2 protein-coding genes and 2 pseudogenes are annotated in these 4927 nt (G+C 69.6%); 2 read left to right on the top strand and 2 right to left on the bottom strand.

From position 1 onward, the window contains the following. Positions 1-1981: AAA family ATPase (locus tag UK12_RS31790; protein ID WP_156179066.1), on the bottom strand; the 1981-nt coding region annotated here is incomplete at its 3' end. A gap of 666 nt (positions 1982-2647) precedes the next feature. Between UK12_RS31790 and UK12_RS43790 the strand changes: the two are divergent. Continuing rightward, a pseudogene (locus UK12_RS43790) lies at positions 2648-2896 on the top strand (integrase core domain-containing protein); the annotation flags it as partial. 353 nt (positions 2897-3249) lie between these two features. Here the strand turns inward: UK12_RS43790 and UK12_RS31785 are convergent. Further along, a pseudogene (locus tag UK12_RS31785) lies at positions 3250-3486 on the bottom strand (ISAzo13 family transposase); the annotation flags it as partial. Between the two features lie 317 nt (positions 3487-3803). Here UK12_RS31785 and UK12_RS40255 point away from each other — a divergent pair. Then, positions 3804-4037: a hypothetical protein gene (locus tag UK12_RS40255; protein ID WP_045306680.1), complete on the top strand. Its 234-nt coding sequence runs from the start codon at positions 3804-3806 to the stop codon at positions 4035-4037. The last annotated feature ends 890 nt before the right edge of the window (positions 4038-4927 follow it).

The following is a 4927-nucleotide window of genomic DNA, read 5'->3' as shown; positions in this document are numbered from 1 at the left end:
TGCCGGGCGTGGCCCGCTTGCCCGGCGGGATGTCCCACAGCGAGGTGTCGTCCAGCAGCGCGCCGTACCGACCGCGCATCACCTTGCTCTCCGCGGCGACGCTGAACAGGCTCTGGTGACCGGGGTGCAGCAGCTGCGGCGTCCGGTAGGTGCCGAGCCCTCGGGCCACCAGTCGGTCCGCCTCGGACAGTTCGTCCGCCCACTGGGCCAGCGTGGCGGCCGACGCGTAGAGGTACGGTTCGAGCAACGGATCCAGCGTGGTCGCCGTCAGCGACCGGACCCGTTCCATGACCTCGGCCGCAGACAACTGTCCCGCTGTCGCGCCGTATTCGGTGAGCAGTGCCTTGGCAGTCGGGGCGATCCCGCCGGGAGCCTGCTGTTCGATACGGCGCAGTTCCGCCACCACCCGCAGCCAGCTGTCGCCGTCGTGCGAGGAGATCAGTGCGGTCGCGGCCTGGACCGCGTGCGCCAGGTCGGTCGAGTCGGCGAAGCCCTCAGCGAGTTCGCCCAGCACGTCGAGGGCGGTATGGACCTCGCCCCGGGTCACCAGGGCCGTACCGAGCGCGGTGGCGGCCCGCACCCTTCCTCCGGCATGTCGTTGCAGACGGAGTGCCTCCGCCAGGTGGCGCACTCCGGAAGCGCGTTCGTCCCGGACTTCCAGGCAGCCCAGTTCAATGAGCGCTTCGCTGCGACGGACGACGGACGACGGTTCCTGGAGCGCCCGGCGCAGGCAGGCGATCGCGTCGTCGGTCTGCCCGCTGCGGACGGCCTTGGCGGCGGCGCCGACCAGCGCGTCGGCGGCCCAGGGCGCGCCCACGGCGGGAATCGGCATCAGATGGCGCACCACCGCCTCCTCCGGATCGCCCCGGTGGTGCAGCAGCTCGGCGACGCGACGGTGGACGTCCGCCCGCCGGTGCCGGTCCCACGAGTCGCGTACCGCCTCGCGCAGCAGCGGGTGGGCGAAGGCCGGTCGGCCGTCCTGCGGCCCTTGCCGCAGCAGACCCTGACGGGTGAGCTCGCCGGTCCAGCCGCACAGCCGGGACGGGTCGGCATCGGCCACGGCAGCCAGCAGGGCGGGAGCGTCCTCCTCGTCCTGAAGCTCGGCGAACGTCTGGAGGGCGGCCGCCGTCTCAGGACCGGCGCTGCGCAGCCAGCGGGCCACCGCGCCGGTGAACGCGCCGGGATGGAGGTCGGCACAGCTACCCGGCAACCGGGACGGGAGCTCGCCCTGGGCGGTGATCTCCCGCAGGTCCGTGAGCAGTGCGTGCAGCAACATCGGGTTGCCGCCGCCGGCCCGGACACACTCCTCCACCAGGGTGTGCGGTACGCCGTCGCCGAGGACCGAGCGCACGAGGACCACGGCGGCCGCCGGGCCGAGCGGGGCCAGCAGGCATATCTCGTCCGTCGGCCGGCAGCAGACATCGGTGAACGCGGGTTCCGGCAGGACCAGGTCGTACTGCCACCGTTCCGTCACCGCCAGCACGACGGGGAGCCTGTCCAGCCGCCGGGTCACCTGGGCGAGCCACCGGCGCGACACCGCGTCCGCCAGGTGGATGTCGTCCACCGCGAGCAGGACCGGCTCCGACGCGGCCTGCGACTGGAGCAGGCTCCACAGCCGGGAAGGCAGATCAGCGCCGTGCAACGAACCGCCCCAACACTCGTTCTCCACTGCCAGCGGGCCGGCCGACGTCGTGTGCGGGGCGCCGTCGAAGAGCTGCAGCACGACGCCGAAGCCGACGTCCGCCTCCTGAACAGAACATCGGGCGCTGAGTACGGTTGTCCCATGACGTTCCGCGTCCCGGGCGATCGCTTGGAGCAGGGCGGTGCGGCCGGTGCCGCTGGCGCCCCGAATCACCAACGTGCCGCCGACACCCGACTTGGCACGCCTGACCAGCGCCTGCGCTCTGGCCAGGGGCTCCGCACGCTCCCACAGTGCGTCCAAGGAGGCGTGAGCACGGTCCTGGAGGGAGGTAGTGGCCATGGGAACTCCTGGACAGTCAAGGCATGCTGCGTAACGGGAGAGGCAATTTTCTCCCTTGGTTTACAAGACGTGAGCAAACCATCTGGCGTCTCCGCCACCCGCTGTGAGCTGTGTCTCACCAATTCGTGATGGCTTCATCTCGCTCCCGGCTGTCGGTGCCGTGGCCGCGCTGACGGGCGGGTCGGTGACGGTTCCGGTACTTCACCGGAACCGCGGCGCAGCTGCCTCCGGAATCACCAACACCCCTGGCATCGCCGTACTTTCCAGCGCCCGTCCACAGCGCTGTCGTCGTCGGCCGCCGTAAATAGTGAGCCCGCGCCGGACTCCTCGGCCAACCGGACAGCCCACCGCCGCCGCCGTGACGGCAGCACACTGAAGCTGTATCCAGCGGATGCCCCTGATGGCCGGCACCCCACTGCGGTCGACACCGGCATGGATGCCTGAAGGGTGTCCTTACCTCCGTACAGCGGCTGAGGAGCGGCTTTGCAGGCGCCCACCTCGCGGGCATGATCGCTGTTCGTGGGTCTGCGACTGCTGTACTAGATCTTCTGCCGGCTGCTGGGCGGGCTCGTTCTGCCGGGACGGTCCTCCGCTGCGAACACGGCCGAGATCCTCGCCCTGCGCCATGAAGTCGCCGTACTGCGACGGCAGATCGAACGGCCGCGGATGTCGTGGGCCGACCGAGCCGTACCCTCCGCTCTCGCGCGACACCTGCCCTCCGCCCTACGTCGACACCGGCTGATCACCCCGGGCACGCTTCCGGCCTGGCACCGCCGTCTGGTGCGCCGGAAGTGGCGCCAGCCGCCGGCCAGGTCTGGCCGACCACCGCTTTCGGACGAGGTCGTCGCGCTCATCCGGCGCCTCGCCACAGAGAACCCGGCCTGGGGGTACGTCAGAATCCAGGGCGAGCTGCGACGGCTCGGCCATCGGATCGCCGCCGCCACCATCCGCCGCGTCCTGCACCACGCCGGTCTGCCACCCGGACCACGGCGTTCCTCTCAGCGGTCGTGGCGCACCTTCCTCCGTGCGCAGGCTCATACGGTCCTGGCCTGCGACTTCATGCACGTGGACACCGTCTCCCTCAAGCGCCTGCACGTCTTCTTCGTCGTGGAGATCAAGACCAGGCGCGTCCACGTCCTCGGCGTGACCGCGCACCCCACGGGTGCAGGGGCACCTCCCGGGCCGAAGGCTGGGGGCGGGGGCTCAGCTCGCCCGGAACCAGTTGATCGACCTGGGAGACCGAGCCGAGCAACTCCGGATCCTCAGTTGCGGCCGCCGCCCACGGCCCGGACCCGGCCAGCCGGCTCGCTACCCGCGACCAGTTCACGCGCACCGCGCGCCACCGTCGACTCCGCCACCCGCGCCAGGCGCGCGACCCGACGAATGCCGCCGTAACCCGGCACCCGAGCACTCGCCCCGAGCGCCAGACGCCGCTGCCGCTCATCCAGGTGCGGCAACAGCGCAGCCAACGCCGCCCCGAGCGGTGCTTCGCTCTCCTCCGTCACGCCGAGATCCTACGGCCCAACAACCCTTGAAGATCCATGAGTTATTTGTCGACAGCTCCCTGGGGACCAGCCGGCCTGCAGCGACGTCGGAGCAGGTGCGCGACGGTGACGGACTCGTCCGCGCACGCGTACTGACAAGAGTCGGAGACCGCGGATTCGTCCTCGCCCGGAAATTCGACCACCAGCAGGTGGTGCGGCGTGTGCACGGTGTCGAAGAACTAGGATTTCTCGTACTCCCAGCGGTCCGCGGTGATCGCCACCGGGCCGCGGGTGGAAACCCGCTCCCGCACCCAGGGCAGGTACGCGTCCGGTGTTTCGTGGAAAACCCCTTCCAGGTCGACATCGAAGGCCTTTCCGACAAGATCGGAGGAGTTTCTCAGACGAGTCGGGATTTCGATGTCCAGGAATCCCCCGGGGACCTGTCGAACGACGAGATTGAGTTCACCGAAGATCCGGTCCTCGGGGTGCTCGGCCCCGGCGTCGAGGAGGAGGGTGCCCGGCGCCGAGTCCCGGCGGCCACCGCAGGAGAAGGCATTCCGGACGGTTTCTGACGGGGCGAGGTTATCGGGGCGACCGAAAAGGCGTCCGGCAAATCGTGAGGCAGCAGTGCCATCGCCTCGCTCAGCTGTACTGCACTGCCCGAGGCGGCGCCATCCGAGTTCTCCACGCCCTCCGCGCCCTTTGCTTCGAAGTCCCGCACCGGTCACGGGGATGCTGACGACAACAGACCACGGAGATTTCCCCGGCATCATGCAAGCTACCCCAGGGGAACATCCGGTCGCAACAGTCGACTGTAACCGGAGTGCAACGGACGCCATTCTTCCACGAAATAACCCGTGCGCGACGGGCCCGAAGTACCGTGCGGACAACGCGGTTGCCCGAAAGGGCAATCTTTCGGACCGAAAGGGCAGTGTGGCACAGGCTCCGAAACGAGGCTTGACAACGCTTCGGCCCGGCGGCTAGAAATGCCTCGAACGACATTCCGCCGCATCGCATCCGATGCGGGCCGCGGAATCCAATTCACCAGGAAAAGCAGCGGCAACGAGTCGCGTAGAACCGGAACCGGAAGGAGAGAACGAAATGATCGACCCTTCCGACACCGCGCTGCGGCAGATGTTCTCCGCCGCCCTTTCACGGAGCGCACCACGGTCCATTCACGGCCGCAGGCCGGCCGAGCGGACACCCGCCGTGCGGATCGGACGGACGGGCCGACTCGGGATACCGGCGACCGGGAGCATGAGATCGGCGCCCGGGACAGCCTAGGCGGACCTGCCGCGAAGACCGACTGGCTGACCCGGCTGCAGGTGGACGTCGCACTCGCCGGCCCCTCCGCGACCGGGACCTGCTCGCCCGGTTCATCCCGGAGCAGGCAGCGACGCCGGGGCACAGCGAACCGCTCGACCGGAGCGGTTCCACGAGACCGTGGAAGGGAGGTACCACC

The sequence above is a fragment of the Saccharothrix sp. ST-888 genome, assembly GCF_000955975.1.
GTDB lineage: Bacteria > Actinomycetota > Actinomycetes > Streptomycetales > Streptomycetaceae > Kitasatospora.
The sequence above is the reverse complement of the archived record's forward strand: the minus strand, read 5'-3'. Positions and strand labels throughout refer to the sequence as shown.